This is a genomic window from Martinezella miluonensis (assembly GCF_900094545.1).
GTDB lineage: Bacteria > Pseudomonadota > Alphaproteobacteria > Rhizobiales > Rhizobiaceae > Rhizobium > Rhizobium miluonense.
Map to the genome: position 1 here is coordinate 192,742 of NZ_FMAH01000001.1, position 17,099 is coordinate 209,840.

15 protein-coding genes are annotated in these 17,099 nt (G+C 60.9%); 6 read left to right on the forward strand and 9 right to left on the reverse strand.

Going from position 1 to position 17,099, the window contains the following annotated elements; all coding sequences use genetic code 11:
- Positions 1-22: 22 nt before the first annotated feature.
- A complete protein-coding gene (gene mutS / locus GA0061102_RS00960) occupies positions 23-2,764 on the reverse strand; it encodes a DNA mismatch repair protein MutS (protein ID WP_092843169.1) in 2,742 nt (913 codons plus the stop codon).
- A 112-nt stretch (positions 2,765-2,876) separates the two neighbouring features.
- Here mutS and GA0061102_RS00965 point away from each other — a divergent pair, with 112 nt between their 5' ends.
- Together GA0061102_RS00965 and GA0061102_RS00970 are read left to right on the forward strand one after the other, a co-directional pair.
- Positions 2,877-5,165 (forward strand): NADP-dependent malic enzyme, encoded by a 2,289-nt coding sequence (locus GA0061102_RS00965; protein WP_092843171.1) that lies wholly within the window; start codon positions 2,877-2,879, stop codon positions 5,163-5,165.
- Positions 5,166-5,235: 70 nt separating this feature from the next.
- A complete protein-coding gene (locus GA0061102_RS00970; protein ID WP_092843172.1) occupies positions 5,236-6,645 on the forward strand; it encodes an adenylate/guanylate cyclase domain-containing protein in 1,410 nt (469 codons plus the stop codon).
- 6 nt (positions 6,646-6,651) lie between these two features.
- Here the strand turns inward: GA0061102_RS00970 and olsB are convergent, their stop codons facing one another.
- The 5 genes from olsB to GA0061102_RS00995 form a co-directional block, all read right to left on the reverse strand.
- Complete coding sequence (gene olsB / locus GA0061102_RS00975; protein WP_092843174.1) at positions 6,652-7,530, reverse strand: l-ornithine N(alpha)-acyltransferase; 879 nt, start codon at positions 7,528-7,530, stop codon at positions 6,652-6,654.
- A 232-nt stretch (positions 7,531-7,762) separates the two neighbouring features.
- Complete coding sequence (locus GA0061102_RS00980; RefSeq protein WP_092843176.1) at positions 7,763-10,048, reverse strand: hybrid sensor histidine kinase/response regulator; 2,286 nt, start codon at positions 10,046-10,048, stop codon at positions 7,763-7,765.
- Between the two features lie 55 nt (positions 10,049-10,103).
- A complete protein-coding gene (lspA, locus tag GA0061102_RS00985; protein WP_092843178.1) occupies positions 10,104-10,622 on the reverse strand; it encodes a signal peptidase II in 519 nt (172 codons plus the stop codon).
- Positions 10,619-11,479 (reverse strand): TrmH family RNA methyltransferase, encoded by an 861-nt coding sequence (locus GA0061102_RS00990; RefSeq protein ID WP_092843180.1) that lies wholly within the window; start codon positions 11,477-11,479, stop codon positions 10,619-10,621. The genes lspA and GA0061102_RS00990 overlap by 4 nt, the downstream gene beginning before the upstream one ends.
- A complete protein-coding gene (locus GA0061102_RS00995; protein WP_167667864.1) occupies positions 11,476-12,603 on the reverse strand; it encodes a class I SAM-dependent methyltransferase in 1,128 nt (375 codons plus the stop codon). The genes GA0061102_RS00990 and GA0061102_RS00995 overlap by 4 nt, the downstream gene beginning before the upstream one ends.
- 115 nt (positions 12,604-12,718) lie before the next feature.
- Between GA0061102_RS00995 and GA0061102_RS01000 the strand changes: the two genes are divergently transcribed.
- Positions 12,719-13,171: an SRPBCC family protein gene (locus tag GA0061102_RS01000; RefSeq protein WP_092843184.1), complete on the forward strand. Its 453-nt coding sequence runs from the start codon at positions 12,719-12,721 to the stop codon at positions 13,169-13,171.
- 35 nt (positions 13,172-13,206) lie between these two features.
- Positions 13,207-13,677, forward strand: coding sequence for a GNAT family N-acetyltransferase (locus GA0061102_RS01005; RefSeq protein WP_092843662.1), 471 nt, complete (start codon positions 13,207-13,209; stop codon positions 13,675-13,677).
- On the opposite strand, the gene GA0061102_RS01010 is transcribed toward GA0061102_RS01005, so the two are convergent.
- The 3 genes from GA0061102_RS01010 to sppA form a co-directional block, all read right to left on the reverse strand.
- On the reverse strand, positions 13,669-14,001 hold the full coding sequence (locus tag GA0061102_RS01010) for a LapA family protein (RefSeq protein WP_092843186.1): 333 nt from the start codon (positions 13,999-14,001) through the stop codon (positions 13,669-13,671). The genes GA0061102_RS01005 and GA0061102_RS01010 overlap by 9 nt on opposite strands.
- A gap of 142 nt (positions 14,002-14,143) precedes the next feature.
- On the reverse strand, positions 14,144-14,452 hold the full coding sequence (locus GA0061102_RS01015) for an integration host factor subunit beta (protein ID WP_092843188.1): 309 nt from the start codon (positions 14,450-14,452) through the stop codon (positions 14,144-14,146).
- A 24-nt stretch (positions 14,453-14,476) separates the two neighbouring features.
- Positions 14,477-15,436, reverse strand: coding sequence for a signal peptide peptidase SppA (gene sppA / locus GA0061102_RS01020; protein WP_092843190.1), 960 nt, complete (start codon positions 15,434-15,436; stop codon positions 14,477-14,479).
- Between the two features lie 315 nt (positions 15,437-15,751).
- On the opposite strand from sppA, the gene lptC reads away from it, so the two are divergent.
- Positions 15,752-16,438 carry an LPS export ABC transporter periplasmic protein LptC gene (lptC, locus tag GA0061102_RS01025; protein ID WP_092843192.1) on the forward strand — a complete coding sequence of 229 codons (687 nt, stop codon included), beginning with the start codon at positions 15,752-15,754 and terminating at the stop codon, positions 16,436-16,438.
- A complete protein-coding gene (locus GA0061102_RS01030; protein ID WP_092843193.1) occupies positions 16,435-17,088 on the forward strand; it encodes an LptA/OstA family protein in 654 nt (217 codons plus the stop codon). The genes lptC and GA0061102_RS01030 overlap by 4 nt, the downstream gene beginning before the upstream one ends.
- The last annotated feature ends 11 nt before the right edge of the window (positions 17,089-17,099 follow it).

Genomic DNA, 17,099 nt, shown 5'->3' on the forward strand with positions numbered 1-17,099 from the left:
TGTCCTTGGAAGTCGCCTTCGGTCAGCCGGCCTTGGTCAGATTTTTCTTCAATTCATAGAGCACGTCGAGAGCGGCTCGTGGCGTCAGATCGTCGAGATCGAGCGTTTTCAGCCGCTCCTCGACCTTGGAGGGTTCGCGCCGCCCGCTCGCCTCCTCCCGGCGGACCGCCACCTGGAAGAGCGGCAGATCATCGATGAGCTGGCTTGCCGGATTCTTGCGGTCCGCATCTTCAAGCCGCGTCAGAACGTCGCGGGCGCGCGCTACCACCGAGGCAGGCAGGCCGGCGAGGCGCGCCACCTGGATACCGTAGGAGCGGTCGGCAGCCCCCGGCCCGACCTCGTGCAGGAAGATAACGTCGCCATCCCATTCCTTGACGCGCATGGTGGCATTGGACAGCCGGCCGAGCTTCTCCGACAGGACGGTCAGCTCATGGAAATGCGTGGCGAAGAGGCCGCGGCATCGATTGGCTTCATGCAGATGCTCGACAGCGGCCCAGGCGATCGAAAGACCGTCGAAGGTGGCGGTGCCGCGACCGATCTCGTCGAGGATGACGAGCGAATTTTCACTCGCCTGATTAAGGATCGCCGCCGTCTCGACCATCTCGACCATGAAGGTCGAACGACCGCGCGCCAGATCGTCGGAGGCGCCGACACGCGAGAACAGCCGGTCGACGACGCCGATATGGGCCGAGGCAGCCGGCACGAAGCAGCCCATCTGCGCGAGAATGGCGATCAGGGCATTCTGGCGCAGGAAGGTCGATTTACCGCCCATGTTCGGGCCGGTCAGCAGCCAGATGGCGCCATCCTTGCCGCCGGCTTTCGGCGAGAGATCGCAGTTATTGGCAACGAAAGGCCCACCCGCCTGGCGGCGCAACGCCTGCTCCACCACCGGATGACGGCCGCCTTCGATGGCAAACATGCGGCTCGCATCGACCACGGGCCGGCAATAGGCCTGCTCCTCGGCGAGCAGCGCAAGCCCCGCCGCGACATCGATCACCGACAGCGCACGGGCGCCGGCCTTGATCGCCTCGGCATTGGCCACCACCGCCGCAACCATGCGATCGAAGGCCTCCAGCTCGATGGCCAGCGCTTTGTCGGCGGCGTTGGCGATGCGGCTTTCGAGATCGGCAAGCTCGGTCGTGGTGAAGCGCATGGCGTTCGCCATGGTCTGGCGATGGATGAAGCGCGCCTTGGCCTCGCTGGTGTCGGTCATCGGCCCGGCATTGCCGGCCGTAACCTCGATGAAATAGCCCAGCACATTGTTATGCTTGATCTTCAGCGACTTGATGCCGGTTTCCTCGGCATATTGCAGTTGCAAGCCGGCGATGACGCGGCGAGACTGATCGCGCAATGCCCGCACTTCGTCCAGCTCGGCATTCGCCCCTTCCCGCAGGAAGCCGCCATCGCGCTTCAGCAAGGGCAGTTCATCTGCAAGCGTAGCGGCGAGTAGCGCTTCCAGATCGGCGGGCAAGGCGCTGAGCCCGGCCAGCGCAGCCTTCAGCTCTTCCGGCAGAAGTGCTGTTCCAAGCATGCGGCCGACATCGGCCGCCGCGGCCAACCCCTGCCGGATCGCCCAAAGGTCACGTGGGCCGCCGCGATCGAGCGCGAGGCGCGATAAGGCGCGCGGCATGTCAGGCACATGCCTCAGCGCCGCACGCAGATCGCTTGAAAGCGACGGCTCCTCCGTCAGGAAGCCAATCGAATCCAGGCGCTCGTTGATACGCTGGGGATCGGTGAGCGGCGACATCAGCCGTTCGGCGAGAAGTCGGGCGCCGCCGCCGGTCACGGTGCGGTCGATCGCCTTCAAGAGCGCGCCGTTGCGGTCGCCGGAGAGCGTACGCACCAGTTCGAGGTTGGCGCGGGTGGCGGGATCGATGAAAAGGGTCGAGGCGCCACTTTCGCGTTCCGGCAGTCCGAGCGGCGGCCGTTCGGCAAGCTGGGTCTTTTCGACATAGGCAATCGCGGCTGCAGCTGCGGCCAATTCAGCGCGGCTAAAGGTGCCAAAGCCATCGAGCGTGGACACGCCGAAATAGCGGGTAATGCGCCCCTCGGCGCTGGCGCTGTCGAATAGAACGGCCGGCTGCGGAACAGCGGTGCGGCCGAGTATGTCGAAGACCGGCTTCAGTTCCGGATCATGGAACATCGTATCCGGCAGGATCAGCTCGCGCGGATCGATGCGCAGGATATCGGCTAGCAGCCGCGAAGCTTCCGTTTCCGCCAGCCGAAAGACACCCGTGGAAATATCGATCCAGGCGAGCGCAAGCTGCGGTTCTGCGCCGCCGCGAATGCGCGTCAACGTCATGAGATAGTTGGATTCCGAGGGCGAGAGCAGCTTTTCCTCGGTAATGGTGCCGGGCGTTACGAGGCGCACAACATCGCGCCGCACCACAGACTTGCCGCCGCGCTTCTTGGCCTCCGCCGGATCTTCCACCTGCTCGCACACGGCGACGCGGAAACCCAGCGAAATCAGCTTCTGCAGATAATCGTCGGCGGCATGAACCGGAACGCCGCACATCGGGATATCCTGCCCCATGTGCTGGCCGCGCTTCGTCAGCGTGATGCCGAGCGCGCGCGACGCATCGATGGCGTCCTCGAAGAACAATTCATAGAAATCGCCCATGCGATAGAAGAGAAGCGAACCGGGATTGTTCGCCTTGATCTCAATATATTGCTCCATCATCGGAGTCGCAGAAGCGCGACTTTCCTCCGAGGCAAGCTCGGCGGCCGAGAAAGCATCGATGCCGGTGGTTATACGTTCGTTCACGGAGGTGCAGTTTTTCCAAAAAATGAGGTGTCACCCTATCCGCGCGCCGCTATAGAAGACAACAGCTATCGGGCAAGAGGGACCGGTCGCCCACAGGAGGTTTGGAGAAACAATGGCTGACAGCAAGAGCAAGTCGCGTCCGGGGACGGGGATCACGGATCAGGAAGCATTGGACTTCCACAAGCTAGGCCGGCCCGGCAAGCTTGAGATCAATCCGACCAAGCCGATGGCGACACAACGCGATCTTTCCCTTGCCTATTCGCCCGGTGTCGCCGTTCCCGTGAAAGCGATCGCCGCCGATCCGGCCACGGCTTATGACTATACGACACGCGGCAACATGGTCGCCGTCATCTCAAACGGCACAGCCATTCTCGGCCTCGGCAATCTGGGCGCACTGGCTTCGAAGCCGGTCATGGAAGGCAAATCCGTTCTCTTCAAGCGCTTCGCCGACGTCGATTCGATCGACCTTGAGATCGACACGGAAAATGTCGACGAATTCATCAATTGCGTGCGCTATCTCGGCCCCTCCTTCGGCGGCATCAATCTCGAGGATATCAAGGCGCCCGACTGTTTCATCATCGAACAGCGGCTGCGCGAGCTCATGGATATCCCCGTCTTCCATGACGACCAGCACGGTACCGCCATCATCGCCGCCGCCGGCCTGATCAACGCGCTGGAGCTGACCGGCCGCGACCTGAAGACCACCAAGCTCGTCTGCAACGGCGCGGGAGCCGCCGCGATCGCCTGCATCGAGCTGATCAAGGCCATGGGCTTCAACCCGGAGAACGTCACCCTTTGCGATACAAAAGGCGTGATCTACCAGGGCCGCAGCGAAGGCATGAACCAGTGGAAGTCGGCGCATGCGGTCAAGACCGACAAGCGCACGCTGGCCGAAGCGATGAAGGGAGCCGACGTCGTGTTCGGCCTTTCGCAGAAGGATGCCTTCTCCGAAGACATGATCCGCTCCATGGCGGACCGGCCGATCATCTTCGCCATGGCCAATCCCGACCCGGAAATCACGCCGGAGGAAGTGGCGCGCATCCGCGATGACGCCATCATGGCGACCGGGCGCTCGGACTATCCGAACCAGGTCAACAACGTCCTCGGCTTCCCCTATATCTTCCGCGGCGCGCTCGACGTGCGCGCCACCACCATCAACGACGAGATGAAGATCGCCGCCGTCAACGCGCTGGCGAGCCTGGCGCGAGAGGACGTGCCTGATGACGTGGTGGCCGCCTATCAGGGCGCAAGGCCCCGCTTCGGGGCGCAATACATCATCCCCGTGCCGTTTGACCCGCGCCTGATCTCGGCCATTCCGGTAGCCGTCGCCAAGGCGGCGATCGAAAGCGGCGTCGCCCGGCGCGAAATGCCTGACATGGACGCCTATGCCCGCGAACTCTCGGCCCGGCGCGATCCGATCGCCTCGACGCTGTCGCAACTCTATGAGCGTGTGCGCCGCCACCAGAAGCGCATCGTCTTCGCCGAAGCGGAAGAAGAGCAGGTCATGCGCGCCGCCCTCTCCTACGCGAACCAGGGACTGGGCACCGCCATCTTGCTCGGCCGCGAGGATCTGATCCATTCCACCGCAGAACGCGCCGGTATCGACCTCAACCGCCCCGGCCTCGAAATCGTCAATGCCCGCATTTCCAAGCGGGTCGACGCCTATATCGACTATCTCTACGCCCGGTTGCAGCGCGACGGCTATCTGCACCGCGACGTGACGCGCCTGATCCATAACGACCGCAATCACTTCGCCGCCTGCATGGTCGCGCTGGGAGATGCCGACGGCATGGTGACCGGCGTGACGCGCAACTATTCGACCGCGCTCGGAGACGTGCGCCGCTGCATCGACGCCAAGCCGGGGCACCGGGTCATCGGCGTATCGATCGTGCTTGCCCGCGGCCGCACCGTCTTCGTTGCCGACACAGCAGTGCATGACATGCCGGCCGCCGAGGAGCTGGCCGAGATCGCCGAAGAGGCAGCCGGTTTCGCTCGCCGCATGGGTTACGAACCGCGCGTCGCCATGCTTGCCTATTCCACCTTCGGCCATCCGTCGGGCGAGCGGTCCGAGCGGGTGCGCGAGGCGGTGAACATCCTCGACAAGCGCCATTTGAATTTCGAATTCGATGGCGAAATGGCGGCCGACGTCGCGCTGAACCGCAAGATCATGGAGAGCCTCTATCCCTTCTCGCGGCTCTCCGGGCCTGCGAACGTGCTCGTCATGCCGGCATTCCACTCGGCTGCAATCTCCACCAAGATGCTGCAGGAACTCGGCGGTTCCACGGTGATCGGGCCGCTCCTCGTCGGGCTCGACAAGTCGGTGCAGATCACCTCCATGGGCGCCAAGGATTCCGACATCGTCAACATGGCCGCCATCGCCGCCTATGGCGCCGGCGCCTAATTCTTGCGGGACCGCCCGGCAGCCAAACAAAGATGCTGGCTGCCCTGTGAAATAGGTGTAGGATAGGGGTATGAGTGAAGCTCAGCCCCTATTCGAAGTGCTGCGCCATTCAGCGCGGCCGGATATCGTCGACGTCATCGAGCGGCTGGTCCTTGAGGCACCCGACCGCAAGCTCAATCGCATGAATGCGCTTGCCTTCGCCGCAGACTATGGCTTCGATGAGGAACAAACCATCAGCGCGTTCCTGCACGCTGCGCGTCTGGGCCTGTTCGAGATGTCCTGGAATGTGCTGTGCCCAGGATGCGGCGGCGTGCTGGATGCCAATACCTCGCTGAAAACCGTCCAGAGCGATACTTATAGCTGTACTTTGTGCGCTGCCGGCTACGAGCCGACGCTCGACGAAATGGTCGAAGTCACCTTCACCGTCAGTCCGCGCATACGCCACATCAGCGCCCACAATCCACATAATTTGTCGCCTCTGGAGTATTTTCGCCAGATCTACTGGAGTTCGGGCGTCGATCTTCCGGACGAGGGTTATGAGGAAAGAGTAGACCAATTCATGCTGGAAACGCTGGAATTGCCCGCGGGTGAAAAGGCCGTGGTATCGCTGCAGTTGCCGGCCGAATTCGTCATTATCTTTGAACCGGTTACCCATAGCGCACAATTCATCGACGTAAAAGGCGAACCGTCCAAGGAGCGGCAGAACATATTGCTCGTCTTCGATCGCATGCATCGGCAGAGCGACACCATTGAACTCAGGCCAGGCCCATTGCGCATCGTCATAGAAAATCACACGGAGGTCCGCACGCTGCCCTCTGTGTGCATTGCCAACGACGCGCTCCACGCCTTGCTCGGCCACCGCCGGCCATTCCTGACCGCCAAGCGGCTGCTCTCCAACCAGACCTTCCGCGACATATACCGAACGGAGACTATCGACATCAACCAAAGGCTGAAGATCGCCAGTCTCACCTTTCTCTTCACCGACCTGCGCGGCTCGACGGAACTCTATGAGAGGGTGGGCGATCTTGCGGCTTTCGATCTCGTCAAAACGCACTTCAGCATCCTGCATGAAATCGTGGGGGCGGAGGCGGGCGCGGTCGTCAAAACCATCGGCGACGCCGTCATGGCCACTTTCCCGACGCCGGACCGGGCGGTGGCGGCGGCAATGCGGATGCGAGAGGCCATGTCGAGCCTCAACAAGGAACGAGGCAACGACGATCTTCTGCTGAAAATCGGCATTCACGAGGGACCGTGCATCGCGGTCAGCCTGAACGAACGGCAGGATTATTTCGGACAAACCGTCAATATTGCTTCACGCGTGCAACATCTGGCGACGTCGAGCGAGATATTCGCGACAAGTGCGGTGCTGGAAAATGTCCGCGCCGCCGAACTGTTGACGACGCGAGGCTTGAAGCCGCAATCGCATCACGTCGCGCTGCGCGGCATCACGGACGCGATCGATATTTTTTCGATCCCTTAGTAAGGTTCAGCTCGCAAAGCGACCGGCATCAGCGCCGTAATAGTTGACGTAGCGATCCGAGATGCTGGCGATCGGCAGGACGATCAGGACATCGGTCGTGTTGAAGGCCTGATCAACGACGGCGGTCGAGCCAACCATTGCACCGAGGCGCAAATAGCCCTTGATCAACGGCGGCAGCGCCATCAACGCCTTCTTCGGGTTGACGGCCTCGACCGGCATCAGGTCCATGGTGCGGGCGAGCGACGGCAGAGCGTCGACGGCCCACTCATCCTTGGCGACAACATTGTGATAGAGGAAGGACAAGGCCAGCGCATGCTGTTCCGGCAGAACGCCGGGGAAGGAAGCGCAACCGAACATCGCGCTCATGCCATGCTTCAGCGCATAGGCCCAATTGCCCTGCCACAGCAGCTCGACGGTACGCTTGTTACGGTAGTCCGGCAGGACGCAGGAGCGACCGAGTTCCATGAAGCGCTTGTCGGGATGGCGGACGAGCAGCGCGTCGATGTCGAATTCCGAAGAGGAATAGAAGCCGCCATTGGCCATCGCCACTTCCTGGCGCAGCAGGCGATAGGTGCCGACGATCTGGTCTTCCGAATCGCCTTCGAGCGAACGGTCCAAGACCAGAAGATGATCGCAGATTGCGTCCCAGCTATCGATATCACGCTGCCGACGCATGGCGTCGGCCGGCAGCTGCGCGTTCATCTCCTCGACGAAAACGCGATAGCGGACAGCCTGAGCTGCATCGATTTCGCGCGCTGTGCGAGCAAGGCGCGTTTCTAGATTTCCGATGCGTCCAAGCACATCGCTGGCAACCGGCTCGACCGTTGCCTTTGAAGACTGAACCATTTCGCCCTGAGCTTCGCGATTCAAAATTTCGATGGACATGGCGACTCTCCCCCTGCGGGCCGATATAGCGCCATAAACCAAATTCGTGCGACAGGAAAGTGACACGCAGCCTGGCTAAAAGCAAGAAGCGTGCCCATTGCAAATTTTCGAATGAACGCGCCGTCCCCAACTTAGGGAGAGCGATAGCCTGCGGTTGAGGATCGCCCCGGCTCACCATCGGGCATTGGTGAGCCGGCGTCGGGACTTTCATGCGAAAGTGGGATCGCCTCTGCTAGGCGCGTTCGAGCGTCCGCCGCGACAGGTTCTGCACGGTGGTCATCAGGCGATCGGGATCGACGGGCTTGACGATGACGGCATCAGCTCCCGCAAGCAATGCCTGACGGCGGATTGCATCGCGGCTGTCGGCGGTCAGCACGATGATCGGCAGCGCCGGCAGGGATTGCCGGCGTTCCTGCGCGCGCAATTGTGCGAGCACGGCAGCGCCGGAGCCTCCAGGCATGTTGAAATCGGTGACGATCACGTCCGGCCGTGCTTCGGCATTCTCAGCACGGGCGCGCAGGCCATCGAAATCCTCGACCAGGCGAACTCTATGACCCGCCTTGGCGAGCATGGCGCGAACAAGCATGCCGTTGACCGGATCATCCTCGCCGAGCAGGATCTCAAGTGCGGGATCTTCCGACTCGGGCGTGGTGATGCCGATCTCGGACACGCCATCGATTACGGTGTCGCGCTTTTCCATGCCGCGCATGCGGCCGCTCAGCACGTCGATCAGCGATTGCTCGCGCAGCGGGCGGATGAGCCAGGCGTCAAAAAGATCGAGCGGATGCGTATTGCGCTCCTCGGGATTGACGAGGAAAATCTTGCGTAGCGCCGGCATCACCAACTCGTTACCCTCGCGGAAATAAAGCGGCGCCATACGGTGATCGACAATCAGGTCCGTCCAAGGGCCATCCTCGCTGGCGAACGATCGCGTCAGGACATTCATATCCTCGGCGCCGATTACGCGGCAATTGCCACCCAAGGTGCGAATGGTCTGGGCGATCGCTGTGCTTGCTGCCCCTTCGGGCGCCAGCAGCAGGACGCGCGCGCCCTTGAGCACGGTATCGTGCCGGCCGTTTCCGGTCTCCTCGGCGACCAGGCCTACGGGGAAGCTGATGGTGAACTCGGTGCCCTTGCCGCGTTCGCTGGCAACCTTGAGCCTGCCACCGAACTCCCGCAGGATGCGTGCGGAGATGGCGAGCCCGAGCCCGGTGCCGGCGCTTCTTTCGACGACGCTGCCGGCCTGCTCGAATTCGCCGAAAACGCGGGCCTGCTCTTCTTCGGTCATGCCCGGACCGCTATCCTGCACCGATATCGTCAGGTCCTGCCCTTGCAGGCTGGCGCGAACGAGGACGCCGCCCGTCTGCGTGAACTTCACCGCATTGCCGAGGACATTGAACAAGACCTGACGCAGTCGGGCAGGATCGAATTCCATCATCTCGGGAACGTCGGCTGCAACGCTCGCCGCAATTTCGATGCCCTTTTCATGGGCGCGATGGGCAAGCATTTCGACGACACCTTCGAGCAGCGGTCGCAATGCTTCCTTGCGCGGATGCAGTTGGAAGCGGCCCACTTCGATCGTCGAGAAATCAAGCAGGTCTTCGACCAGCTGCACCAGCGCATGGCCCGACTGACGGATGCCGGTCAGGTAATTAGCCTGTTCCAACGTCAACGGCGTCTGGGCGAGCAGATGATTCATGCCGAGAATGCCGGAGAGAGGCGTGCGAATTTCATGGCTGACGGTGGCGAGCAACCGCGATTTGGCGGCACTGTTATATTCGGCCTTCAACCTCGCATCTTCGCGAAGACGGGCCGTCTGTCGCTCTTCCGTCACGTCGCGGGCAACGCTTTGTATGCACAGCTGCCCGCTCGACGGATCGCGAAATATGACATCGTGCCAGGCAAAGATGCGGTTGCCTTCGGGCGTGGCGATCTCCGCATCCTGATGCTTGGCATCGGTGACGGCGCGGAAGACCAGGCCGGTCTCTTCCAGCGTCAAGCCCTCGAGATTGGATTTGCCCGTCAGCTTGCGGAAAGTGGCATTGGCATCCAGGATCCGCCGGTCGATGCTGCGGATGACCGTGATGTCGCCAAGCGCATCATGGATGGTGGCAAGCAGGCTATTGCTTTCCTTGCGCTCCCAAAGACGATCGTGGTCGCTCTCGCTGAGATCGGCGGCGGCGGCAGCAGGCTTTCCGGCGGATTTCCAACTGTTGAAGACGCCAAGGACTGCGAGGGTAAGCGCCACAAGGGCGAGAACGCCGGCCAGCGTCAGCGGGCCTCCGGCAAAGCCGATTGCGAGAAAGACGATACCGGCAACCAGGCCGCCGCCGTTCAGCCAATGGCGTTGCAGCCATCGTGGCCGTGCTGGCGGCGCCGGGCGCCGTTCCGCCTCCCGCAAGGTCTCGGTCGCTTCCGCGAGGGGCAGTCCGTTCCCAGTCAGCCCTTCGATCGATCGCGTTTCATCGCGAGTGATATCAGCGGCAGGCTTTTCCTGCAGTTTTGCCAGAGTGCTCATGCAATCTGGCTAGCATAGGCACCGTTCCCGATGCCTTCAGGGATTCGCTAGAATTTTAAGCTTTGGCCTTTTTCGGCATTAGAAGTTCATCGAGAATGACGCAGGCCGCCCCGACGGTGATGAAACTATCGGCCAGATTGAATACCGCGAAGGACCAAGTCTCCGTGTGAAAGAGAATGTAGTCGATCACATGGCCATAGAGAAAGCGGTCGATCAGATTGCCGAGCGCACCGGCGATAATCAGGGCAAAGCCCAGATGCGCGAGCCAGCGGTAATTAGGGGTGTGCCGCCAGAGCCAGAGCACGAAGGCCACGATGACGAGCCGCATGCCGACGATGAACCAGCCATCCATGCCCGACAGCATCGAGAAGGCGACGCCGAGATTGTAGGTGCGATAGAGTGCCAGCATCGGAATGACCGGCACCGTCTCCTGCAGCGGCAGCCAGTGATCGACCATGATCTTGACAGCCTGATCGAGGATAACAGCAATCACGATGAAGATCAGGATCGGCAGGGGCCGTGAAAACAGGGCCGGCTTTGCCGTCGGCTGTTCGTGGGTCTCGCTTTCGGTCATCGGGTCTCGCTCAGTGTCAGGATATGGCGGCGGGCCTCGAACAGCATGACCGCCGTGGCAACCGCCAGATTGAGGCTGTCGGCGCGGCCGGTTTGCGGGATGCGGGCAAGCGCATCAGCCTCTTTCGCAAGGACATCCGGCAAGCCGGATTGCTCGTTGCCCATTAGAATGACGACAGGCTTCCTCTTGTAATCGATGGTCCGATAGTCGACCGCACCGGCCAGATGGGTGGCGACGACGGAGACATCGGCCTTCTTCTTCCAGGCGAGAAACTCTTCCGGCGTCGCCTTGACGACCGGAACGGCGAAGACCGAGCCCATGGTGGCGCGCACGGTTTCCAACGAAAACGGATCGGTCGTCTCGCCGACGAGGATGACGCCGGAAGCGCCGGCCGCATCGGCGGTGCGAATGATCGTGCCGAGATTGCCGGGATCGCGGACGCGGTCGAGCGCCACCCAGGTTTCGCCCGCCTTCGGCTTGACGTCCTTAAGCTGCCGCCAGCGCTGTTCGAAGACACCGACCACCATCTGCGGATTGTCGCGGCGGGTGATCGAACCAATGACCTTTTCGCTGACTTCCAGCACCAGCCCGCCGGCAGCCACCGTCTTGGCGGCCACCTGCTCGACCAAAGGCTTACCCTTGGCGGCCTTGGCATAGACCAGCGTGCGGATCGTCCAGCCGAGTTCGAGCGCGTCGATCACGAGCTTCAACCCTTCGGCCAGGAACGCGCCGCTTTCCTCGCGGGACTTCTTGACCGTCAGCGCCTTGATATCCTTGACGATCGGATTGGCAAGCGAGGTGACCTCCTTGACCTGTCCGACCTTGCGCGGGCCGTCACTACGGAAATCCTGTGTCATTTCGGTACCCAGCGGCTGAAGAGAGAGGTGGAAAGCGCCCTGCCCGGCGTGCGGCCATCAAGGCCGGCCTCGCGGATGACGAGCTCGCCGGATTCGACGACGCCGCCGGCGCCGCGCATGGTTTCGCGCATCAATTCATGGATCGAGTAGAAGCTGGCGCGGATCGAATAGGCCGTCAGCACGAGGCCGAGCGCCTTCGGCGACAGGATCTCGCGGCAGATATCCAGCATGAGCGGCAGATGCTCGAAAAGATGCCAGACCTCGCCATTCGGGCCGCGGCCGAACTTCGGCGGGTCCGTGAGGATAATGTCATATTTGTTGCCGCGCCGCTCTTCGCGCAGGATGAACTTCATCGCATCCTCGCAGATCCACCGGATCGGCAGCTTTTCCATGCGGCCCAGAGCCTGGTTTTCGCGCGCCCAGCCGATCGCCTTCTTCGAGGCATCGACATGGGTCACTTCCGCGCCGGCGGCAGCCGCGACCAGCGACGCCACGCCGGTATAGCCGAAGAGGTTCAGGACCTTGAGCGGCCGCTTGGCAGCCTCGACCTGTTCCTTCATCCAGGCCCAATGCACGATCTGTTCGGGAAAAACGCCGACATGACGAAACGCGGTGAAGCGGCCGAGAAAATCGACGCCGAGCAATTGCAGCGGCCAGGTTTCGCCGAGCGCCTCGCGCGGGAAGCGCCAGCGGCCCATGCCGTCCTCGTCCGTATCGCCGGTGAAAATAGCCTCGGCATTGTCCCACACATGCGAGGCAAGCGTCGGCGGCCACAACGCCTGCGCCTCGGGGCGAACGATGCGATAGGGGCCGTACTGCTCGAGCTTCAGGCCGTTGCCGCTGTCAATGAGATGAAAATCCCCGGCACCCAGTGATTCCAGGATGACCGGCACGCGCTCGGCCGGCCGCTCGCCGCTTCGCACGATCAGCGGACGTTCGGGCGCGGCAGAAGCGGTCGCCGCATCGCGCGGCTCGTTCACCCGCTCGCCATGATCGCGCGCAGGCTTGGCTGGCCTTGAAGCATGCGCGGGCTTTGCCGGTGGCTTGCCGGGCATGTCACGCCGGGGTTTTGCCCCGAGACCGCCCGCGGCTTTCTGGCCGGGCCGGCTTTCCCTATGTTTCACCATGCTTGTCTCAAAATTGATATGTGCGTGCAAATAGCATCTGACTGCCACTTGGCAAAGCGCTTTCCGATCTGCGATGATCCATGCACAAGATGTCACATAGGGAGGATTGCGCATGGACATGACCGGCGAGGAGCGGATCGCAGCACCCCGGGACGCAGTGTGGACGGCACTCAACGATCCCGAGATCCTCAAGCGATGCATTCCCGGCTGCCAAAGCCTGGAGCGGGTTTCTCCCACGGAACTGACCGCAACCGTGAAATTGAAGATCGGCCCGGTGTCGGCGTCCTTCAACGGCGAAGTCAAGCTTTCCAACATCAATGCCCCGGAAAGCTATACGATATCGGGCGAAGGTAAGGGCGGCATCGCCGGTTTTGCCAAGGGCGGCGCCGACGTCGTGCTGAAAGAAGACGGCAACGAGACGATCCTGCAATATGAAGCCAAGGCCCAAGTCGGCGGCAAGATCGCGCAACTCGGTTCGCGACTGGTGGATTCCAGCGCCAAGAAGCTGGCGCAGCAGTTTTTTGCCGATTTCACTTCGGCGATCAACAATCAAGCCAACGCCTGATTGCCGTGGGCGCGTTTCGCGCCCATATAGAAATCATGCCATCGACATCCGATATCTGGACCATCCGACCAGCACACGAACAGGATATGCCGCATCTTGCGGAGATCTATCTGCGTGTTCGCCGCGAAACATTCCTCTGGGTCGATCCCGACCATTTTACGCTCGAAGAATTCGCCACGCATTCGAATGGCGAGCGCTTGTTCGTCTGTGAGGATCAGCACGGCGTGATCGCCGGATTTGCCGCGATCTGGGAGCCGGACGACTTCATCCACATGCTCTATATCCTGTCGGCCTTTCAAGGGCGCGGCGCCGGCAAAGCTCTGCTTGCCGCCCTGCCGGATTGGCCGAGGCGGCGATACCGGCTGAAATGCCTGGTCAATAATAAGCGCGCCATATCCTTCTATCAGAGGCTCGGCTTCGAGATCATTGGCGACGGCGCCTCGCCGGAGGGCAATTACAAGGAAATGCGGCTGAGAGAGATGGCTGGCGACGCCGGATCATTTTGACGGCAGCTGACCGGCGATCTGTTCGGCGCGCGTGCGGTGCTTATCGGCCTCTGCCTGCCAGCGCACGGCTTCCTGCGCCTGATTGCGGGCGCGCTTGCGATGCTTTCCCTGGTTGAACCAGGTCACGCCGGCGCCGACGAGCATGCCGAGGATCAACGTCACGAACAGCAGTACGAATAGTGGCGCATTCAGCGACAGCACCTGATCATCGGGCCTGAAAGGATTGAGCGCCAGCGTCACGGATTGCCGGTTGGCAACGCAAAATACGATCAAGATAATGCCGAGCGGCAGCAATATCAGCAGATTGACGATCTTCTTGGCCATTGCGCAGCTCCTTATATTCGCGGCACGCGTGCCGCTTCCAGCCGCAGAATAGAAAAGAGGCTGACGAATTCAAGTGCCACCGCGTCGCGGCACAATCATATCCGAGAGGACTTCGATGGAAGGTTCGGCCCGAACCGATCGATCAATTATCGTCTTCTTCTTCGTCGCCAGCGCCCGGATTCAGCCGCTCGCGCAGTTCCTTGCCGGTCTTGAAGAAAGGAACCCATTTTTCTTCGACGAACACCGTATCGCCCGTGCGCGGGTTGCGGCCGGAGCGCGAAGGACGGTTCTTGACGGAGAATGCGCCAAAGCCGCGAAGTTCGACCCGGTTTCCGGCGGCGAGCGCATCGGTGATCTCATCGAGGACAGCGTTGACGATATTTTCGACGTCGCGGTGATAGAGATGCGGGTTGCGGGCGGCAACAATCTGCACCAATTCCGATTTGATCACGGCTACCCCCTTTAAATCATTGATTTATTGTTCGGCTGCACCCTGCCAAACAGAAAGCAAGCCGTCAAGAAACAACTTATCGGTCATGATCTTCTGGAGACCCTCTCCTTTTAAAAAGGGATCATAACCGAGCAGGTTTAGCAATCGGGAAGCTGCAACCGGCCAAAAGAACGACGAGCTCTTGTCTTCCGGCTTCCAATCGACGATCTGCAGATCCTTCTGGACCTTGCGCGTTTCGAGGTAGGCGCGGATTTCGTCCTCGCCGCCAAGCGTGTCGATCAGCTTGTTCTGCAGCGCCTGACGGCCGGTGAATATGCTGCCGTCTGCAAGCTTCAGCACCTGCTCGCGCGGCAGTTTGCGGCGATCCGCAACTAGATCGACAAACCAGCCGTAACTATCCATGACCATGTTGCGGATCATGTTCTTGGCGTCTTCGGTAGGGGGGTGGAAAGGCGACGGCTCAGCTTTCAGCGGTGCCGATTTGATCTCGTCGAGGGAAACGCCGACCTTGTCGAGCAGATCCTTCACCTGCGGATACTGGAAGATGACGCCGATCGACCCGGTGATCGAGGTATCGCCGGCAACGATATTGTCGCCAGCTGCTGCAATCATGTAACCAGCCGAAGCGGCAACGGTGCGAATATCGGACACGACGGGCTTCTTGGCAGCGATGGCGCGGATGGCTTTGAAGATGCGTTCGCCGCCATAGGTCGTTCCACCGGTCGACGAGATGGAAACGATCAACGCCTTGACCTGATCGTTGTCACGGATCTTTTTCAGCCGCTCGAGGAGCTCGGGATCGTCCTGGATGAGTCCGGAAACCTTGACACGGGCGATTTGCGGCCCCCGCACATCGGGCAGGTCGCCCGCAACGAAGCGATAAAGTGCGAAACCAAGCGCAACGAGAAGCAAAACGGCAATAATGCGCCAGAAACCAAGCTTGCGGCGTAATTGTCGCCGATCCGCGATTGCAGAACTGTCCATCACGCCTTATTTCTCCCTGCAACAAACTGAAACCGGATATATGACACCTTGAAACTGGCACAATCCTTAGAGAAAAGCGGCTCCCGTCTTCGATGTCGTCGGCGGAATGTCGCTCTGCCGGTTCATCAGATAGGGTATCGTCCCGTCAGATGAAACCGATTTATGGCATATTTTCCTGCCAAATTTCGTTGGCTCCGGAAAAAAATCCATATTGGCAAGCCAGCGCAATAATGCGAAACGATCCGATAGGCTTTTTGACACAGCGTCGCATGGCGTGAATGCGGTCTCCGGAATCAGAAAAGACGGACCTGTTGCATGCTCAATACGATCGAGACCCCCGGCGAGACAATCCGCTCATTGCCGGAGCGGAGTGCGTATAAGGACGCGACCTTCCACTCCGCCCGCGTGCGGAGACTGAGGGTGCTGTTGCCGCTGGCCGCATTGATCGTCTCGCTGATCTTCATCACCGTCTCGGTCATCCGCGCCTATCTGCCCGCAGAGATCCAGATCGAAGGCGCCAAGATCGAGAACGGCAAGGTGGTCATGGAACGCCCCGCCATCTCCGGCCGCAACAAGGACGGCATCAGCTACTCCATGCTCGCGGAAAAGGCGCTGCAGGATATCAAGAATCCGAACATGATCACGCTCAAGGCCATCAAGGCATCCATGCCCGTCAATACCAACGTGATGGCACATGTGAACGCCCAAAGCGCGGACTTCGACCGCCAGGCCGACACGCTGAAGCTGACCGAGCCCTTCATCATCCAGATGGACAATGGCTTGCGCGCCGAGTTCAAGACCGCGTTCCTGGACGTCAAGAAGGGTGACCTGTCGAGCCAGGATCAGGTTGCCATCTATCGAGGCGGCATGTCGGTTGTTGCGCGTTCGCTCAAGATGACGGATAAGGGAAGCGTAATCCTATTCGACGGGCAGGTTCAAATGAATATCGAACCGTCCGCTCTTCACAATTCAGCTAGCGAACAGAAGCCGGGCGGTTCATGATAAATTATTGGCAAAATTCAATTTTTCACTCCGGCTTACGCAAGGTCGGCCTTTTCTGTGCCTTCAGCGCGCTTGCTGTCTTCGCAGCGGCCGAAGCAGGCGCACAGTCGACGACCAGCTCGATGCCTGGTCTTGCCCTTTCCAAGGATCAGCCGATCCAGATCGAAAGCGACAAGCTGGAAATCCATGATCAGGAAAGCCAGGCTGTCTTTACCGGCAACGTCAAGGTCGTTCAGGGCACCACCACGATGCAGGCCGGCAAGATGACCGTCTTCTACAAGAAGAAGCAGGCTGCCGATGCCGCCAAGCAGGCAGACAATCCGGTCGCCAAGGTTGCCAAGGAGCAGAACGAGTCGCTGGTGTCGGGCAATACGAACATCGACCACATTCTGGTGACTGACAAAGTCTACCTCGTTTCCGGCACTCAGACGGCAACCGCCGACGACGGCGCCTTCGACATGACCAACCAGCTCGCCACCCTCAAAGGCAAGAAGGTTGTCCTGACGGACGGTCCGAACGTTTTCACCGGTTGTCAGCTCACCGTGCACATGTCGACGGGCGAAGCGCAGCTGGACTCGTGCGGGGGCCGTGTCCAGATCCAGCTCGATCCGAAGTCGCAGCAAGTGCAGCAGCAACAAAAGAAAAACTGATACTGGCCCCC

Coding starts and splice junctions, on each gene's coding strand:
- GA0061102_RS01000 (WP_092843184.1), top strand. CDS start 12,719: ATGGACATGACCGGCGAGGAGCGGATCGCAGCACCCCGGGACGCAGTG.
- lspA (WP_092843178.1), bottom strand. CDS start 10,622: ATGACCGAAAGCGAGACCCACGAACAGCCGACGGCAAAGCCGGCCCTG.
- sppA (WP_092843190.1), bottom strand. CDS start 15,436: ATGGACAGTTCTGCAATCGCGGATCGGCGACAATTACGCCGCAAGCTT.
- olsB (WP_092843174.1), bottom strand. CDS start 7,530: ATGTCCATCGAAATTTTGAATCGCGAAGCTCAGGGCGAAATGGTTCAG.
- GA0061102_RS01010 (WP_092843186.1), bottom strand. CDS start 14,001: ATGGCCAAGAAGATCGTCAATCTGCTGATATTGCTGCCGCTCGGCATT.
- GA0061102_RS00970 (WP_092843172.1), top strand. CDS start 5,236: ATGAGTGAAGCTCAGCCCCTATTCGAAGTGCTGCGCCATTCAGCGCGG.
- GA0061102_RS00965 (WP_092843171.1), top strand. CDS start 2,877: ATGGCTGACAGCAAGAGCAAGTCGCGTCCGGGGACGGGGATCACGGAT.
- GA0061102_RS00990 (WP_092843180.1), bottom strand. CDS start 11,479: ATGACACAGGATTTCCGTAGTGACGGCCCGCGCAAGGTCGGACAGGTC.
- GA0061102_RS01005 (WP_092843662.1), top strand. CDS start 13,207: ATGCCATCGACATCCGATATCTGGACCATCCGACCAGCACACGAACAG.
- GA0061102_RS00980 (WP_092843176.1), bottom strand. CDS start 10,048: ATGAGCACTCTGGCAAAACTGCAGGAAAAGCCTGCCGCTGATATCACT.
- lptC (WP_092843192.1), top strand. CDS start 15,752: ATGCTCAATACGATCGAGACCCCCGGCGAGACAATCCGCTCATTGCCG.
- GA0061102_RS01030 (WP_092843193.1), top strand. CDS start 16,435: ATGATAAATTATTGGCAAAATTCAATTTTTCACTCCGGCTTACGCAAG.